This is a genomic window from Paraburkholderia tagetis, from assembly GCF_022213065.1.
GTDB lineage: Bacteria > Pseudomonadota > Gammaproteobacteria > Burkholderiales > Burkholderiaceae > Paraburkholderia > Paraburkholderia tagetis.
This window is the reverse complement of the sequence record NZ_JAKLJA010000099.1, coordinates 1-4,961: the sequence shown is the minus strand read 5'-3', so window position 1 is coordinate 4,961 and position 4,961 is coordinate 1. Positions and strand designations below refer to the sequence as shown.

The following is a 4,961-nucleotide window of genomic DNA, read 5'->3' as shown; positions in this document are numbered from 1 at the left end:
GCAGATTCCAGCTCTCGTAGTTGCGGAAATCGTCTGCGAGGATCGTGTCACTCACGACAAAACCAATTCCTTCAGGTAACTGGTCTTTAGGAATTTCCCGCCATTTCTCACTGCAGCGTTTGTAAAAAGCTATGGCTTTCTCCCTATTGGCTATGGGAATCGCGTCGCTCTGATAGCGAATAACGCGGCTCCCCGCCCTGAAATAAGTGTCTGTCATATAAATACCTTTATCCTCTGATAATCTCCACGAAAAGATGGAAATCGATCCATTGGCCAGCGGTACACTCTCAGCAAAAGCTGGTTTTCCCGATCTCTGAATCTTGCTCTTCAGCTGTGCCTCTCGCTGGGAAACAAGACGAGCAAATTGAGCATCATCGCTTGGCGCAAGAAGCTCAAGCGAATCTTTGTCATAGTCCCAACTCTCCACGAGTTTTGCGCTCGCCGGAACATCGACAAGGTGACGTCCGATTGCGTGAGTTTTCCAATCTGGTTTCATGCGGATTCCTTTTTATGCCATTGCGCCTGCTGCGCGATCTTGACAATTGCGTACATCGTGGCGTAAAGCGACCGCTGGTGCTTGTCGCCATAGCTGCCCTGATGGTCATAGCAGAAATATTCATTGCACTGGCCAGCATTGCCTTGACCATGCACAAAGCTGCCCGCTATTCCCGCTTTTCCCGGCGCAGCACCCGAGTAACTTGGTACGGTGCCATCCCCGGGGCAATCTGGAATGCTGAGCGTCAAACTGATACCGGATGTCGTTATCAGCGTACCCTTGCCATCGTCCCGGGAAACGCTAATCTTTAACGGGTCAATACTGCCTACCCCGACGCCCTCCCAAGCGACTTCTCCCCAGGTGAACAGATCACCTGTTTCCATCAGGCTTGTGCCGAACAGGCCGTCGTGCTCCTTCGCTGGCTGACCCCGCACTCCCTGCGCCCCGTAGTGCGCGTAGGTCGGACTCTTGTATTTCTTTTCGATGGATTCGTGAAATTCCCTGACCTCATCAATCACGGCGTTCAACTCGCCACGTTGGCCACTTCTACCAGATCCAACTTGATCTGCCTCCTCGCTCCCCGGACTCATCAACCCCAGATTGCTGTCCGGCACCAAGCCATACCATGCAGGCGACAGGTAGATCTCGTTATAGGGATCACCGCCCATCGGCAACGCCAGAATCTCCGCTCCAGGCCTGTCCGTACCCCGGCCCTTTTCCCGCACCTTCAGCCACGGCTGCCCATCGTTGTAATCCGCGGTCGGCAACAACTCCAGTCCGCCCGGCGCCTGCGAAAGAATCGCCACCACATCTGCGGCATGGCGCCCAAGAAAGAGCTTCGCCGCCCCTTCGAAGCCCGCCCGCATACGCTTGTACGTGGCAGGGGCGCCAGTGGCGGGCTGGACGCCGTGGGAAACCCCCATCACCTTCTCACACTGATGAATCTCGGTGAGCGCACGGCTCACCAGTCCGCCCATCGAATGCGTAACAACAATCACCTTCTCCGCCAGTGGGCGATTGGGCTTCCTGCGCCGGATTGTGCACTGGTTACCGCCATTGCCATCTGGCGCGTCAACAACCACCGGCTTGCCCTCGTTGTAATAAGGCAGGATGGTGTTCTCGATCAGTTCGCGAATCGCCGCACCTGAGTCACGGTTGCTTTGCAGCCAGTTATAGCCGCCCGCCCATACATCGAACTGGTAATTCGCCGCGTGCAGGATCTCCTCCCGCGTCAGCGGCTCGCCATCGGAAGCACCCCACTTTGCCGGCTCGTCATGACCGTATTTTTCGGCCCACTCCTTCAGGTCGGCTTCGCAGCGCGTGAAATCGAACTGCGCCAGCGCATTGAGCTGATGCTGCAATTGCGCCATGAATGGGTGGTAGGACGAGCGCATCAGCGTGCCCCAGCCACGCGCCACCAGCACGTTCTTCGGCAGACCGCTCTCGCCTGCGTCAATCGGGCCGCCTGGGTCGATCTCCGCCTGACTGGTCTTCAGTTCCTTGGTGCGATCCTTTGTCGTCTTTGCCACATAGCTGAATAGCTGGGCAATCATGTCCAATGCTCCACGCAGATCGGCGTTCGGCGGTTGCCATACCGGCTTCTTGCCATCCTTCTTGCGCAGATTCGTGCCCATGATGCCAGGCAGGAACACTACGGGGATGATGTACGGCTTCGAAAGAACGATTTTTTCGCGCGAGTCATCTGCTGGTGTAAGCGTAGCCGTCGCGTATTGATCGCCGCTCTCGTCGACTATGCTGTGATGAAAAACAGGAGAGGTATCACTCATGATTCATTTATTGACCGTTTCTATCTCAGACACCGTTCAGTCCAACGTGACAATCCGCACGCCCTCAACGAAGAGGCTTTTCTGGAGTGGCGTCTTTCCTGCTGCGTCGGTTACCGACTTCAGCTTCGTACCATCCCCACGTATCAACTCAATCGCTGCGTTCGCAAGCGGCTCGCCAGTAGACGGATTGCGCACAACATAGGCATCCGCGAAATCCGCATGCTTCCAGCCATTCATGGATTCGGCTAGCGAAGCTGGCCCCTGCCGGCTAATGGAGGTGGACTTGATAGTCCGGTCACCGCGTGTACCGTCTTCGATACCCGTCGAGGACAAGCGTAGGTATGATCCGCCGCACTTGAGCAGGAGCTCGCGTTTCGCCTCGATCACGACGCATCCGTTCGCGCTACTGATTGTCATGTTCTTGTCGGACTGCAAGATCATCTCATCGCTCTGCGCCTGAATCTGCACTTTTCCTTTTGCTGCCACGAACCTCATTCCAAGTCTCTCGGCGAACATCGACACCAGTTCGCCAGCCGCGACCGTGAATCGTTTCAGCGCGCTCATGTCGACGTTCTTGCCAACGGACGCAGAAAGGCTTTCCTGTGCCGCGATCTGGACGCCGCCGCCCGCTACCACGGCTGCCGAAGCGGGTGTACTCATAAGCAGCCCAGGCTTCTTTAGCCCATCCAGATCGTCTTTGGCCTGCCGTTGTGCATCAGTGTCGGCGGGGACAGCCAACGCACTAGAAGCCGAGGCAGCCAGCGACCTTGCGAGTTCCAGCGCACTCTCGAGCTGCGCAATGGTCTCCTGCATGTCGAGCTGCTTGCCGCTCGCACCCGGGCGATCGTAGGCCGTCAAATGCAGGCCTTTACCTGCGCGGCTTACACCATAACCCGACGTCCTCAGCTCAAACCCTTCCCCTCTGTATTCGAGCTTTTGATTGACGAGATACCCGAGATTCAGTTGCGACTTTCCCGAGTGCTCCGTACTGAGCTTGATCCCCTCCTGACCCGCCCAGTCCTCCATGCGCAGCTTGTTGTTGCTCTGCGTGCGGATCATGTTGCGCGAAAGCCAGCGGCGGTCGTTCGTCACCAGATCGCGGGCCTGGCTATGGTGATGGAAGCCGCAAATTTCCGGCTTATCAGGGTCCCCGTCCCGGAATGAAATCACGGCCTCGTCATTGTCGAGCGCGACGAAGTGCATACCGGTCTGCAACTTGCCGGCAAAGGGTTTCGCCAGACGCAACGGCACACTTTCACCGCCCTTCGGCCAGTCCGCGAAATCCACGTCGAAGCGCACCACGTAATAGCCGACAGAACTCAGATAGCCATAGGTGTATTTATCAGGACTGCAAATACGTGCGCTGAGCGTTCCGGCTATTTTGGGCCAGGTTTCCGGTTTCATTTCGAGCCGGAAGCGCCGGTCGGCAGGGATGGCCTGGTAGGTGTTGGTATAGGATTTATCGCGCGCACCGCTGTGCGTGATCTCGACGATCACCTGCCCCTTCGGCGCGTCGGGCAGGGCAACATCCATCTCCAGCACGCGTGCGCATTGCAGCGCAAGCACGTTGCTCTCGCCTTCATACACCACCTGCCTGGCGATAGCTGCTTCGTGACGCAATTGCGCCTCCCACCTGGCACCCTGCTGGTCGAGGTGATGCGTTCCATAGATATATGGCTGGCCATAGGTGGTGGGATCGTCGGGCGCAATATTGGCGCTGTCTTTAAACCTTTCCCAGGCGCTTTCCGGGTTATAGTCCGCGACCACGAACGACTGTGGCACTGTCTCCGTGTGCGTCTTGATGGACGTGACGGCCTCCACCCCACCCGATTCCAGGCCCGCTGCCTCGCGGTACGGCACGATCAACTGAGGGTCGTAAATGTAGTGATCGATATCGTCACCGAAAACCACCTGATCGCCGTGCTCCGTCTCCACGATATAGCTGTAGATGCCCGACTTCTGCATGAGCATCTGCAAGTAGGCCAGATCGTCGATCCTGTACTGGAAACGAAAGAGGTGTTTGGAGTAGCGCTTGCGGAGGCGGAAAGAAAACTGATGTTCCCGCAGACCATGACGGCGCAGTATCGACGCCATGATCTCGGGCGTCGTCTGATGCTGATAAATCTGCGTATTGCTAACCGCCGCAAGCCGGCCGATATGGGATTTCAGAACAATCTCGTACTTCCTGAAATCCTTGGTGGTCTGCACTGTCGAGAAGCGCTCGATGTACCCCGAAAACCTCTTTTGCACACCATCGTCCGGCACGATCCTGAAGACGGCATCCCGGCTCAGATAGTCGGCGCGAGCAAGCTCCCGCGGATGGGTCATCACGACCCGTACAACGCTCGGCTCGCCCATCCTCTCGCTGGCTTCGAATGAAACCACCGATAACTGCGCTGCGCTATCGGTGCCTGGCACCTCCAGAAAATATGCTTGCCTTCCGAATATCGCCGTCAGGTTGGATACAAACTCCCTTGTTTCGTCATACAGGTTTGCCATTTTTTATTTCCCATCTGATAACACTGCTTTGGAATTTTTATTCTAGAACGATGACTTCGTGCGTATTCCACGACACCCGAGCGCGGATTCCACGCGTAGCCGAGCAGGTTTTCCACGAACACGCGAGCGCTCGTTCCACACGGAAGCGAGCACTTAAGCAGTGACGCGGGTGGTCAGTT

General features: G+C 56.8%; 2 protein-coding genes and 1 pseudogene. All 3 read right to left on the bottom strand.

Annotated features, from left to right (window positions below; genetic code table 11):
• Positions 1 to 496, bottom strand: a pseudogene (locus L5014_RS38255) (hypothetical protein); the annotation flags it as partial.
• Positions 493 to 2,283, bottom strand: coding sequence for a GPI inositol-deacylase (locus L5014_RS38250; protein WP_238469049.1), 1,791 nt, complete (start codon positions 2,281 to 2,283; stop codon positions 493 to 495). The pseudogene L5014_RS38255 and the gene L5014_RS38250, both read right to left, overlap by 4 nt.
• Before the next feature lie 36 nt (positions 2,284 to 2,319).
• Positions 2,320 to 4,782 (bottom strand): type VI secretion system Vgr family protein, encoded by a 2,463-nt coding sequence (locus tag L5014_RS38245; protein WP_238469048.1) that lies wholly within the window; start codon positions 4,780 to 4,782, stop codon positions 2,320 to 2,322.
• Positions 4,783 to 4,961: the final 179 nt, after the last annotated feature.

Bases quoted from the DNA above. Each gene is read 5' to 3' on its own strand.
- L5014_RS38250 (WP_238469049.1), bottom strand. From the start codon at position 2,283: ATGAGTGATACCTCTCCTGTTTTTCATCACAGCATAGTCGACGAGAGC.
- L5014_RS38245 (WP_238469048.1), bottom strand. From the start codon at position 4,782: ATGGCAAACCTGTATGACGAAACAAGGGAGTTTGTATCCAACCTGACG.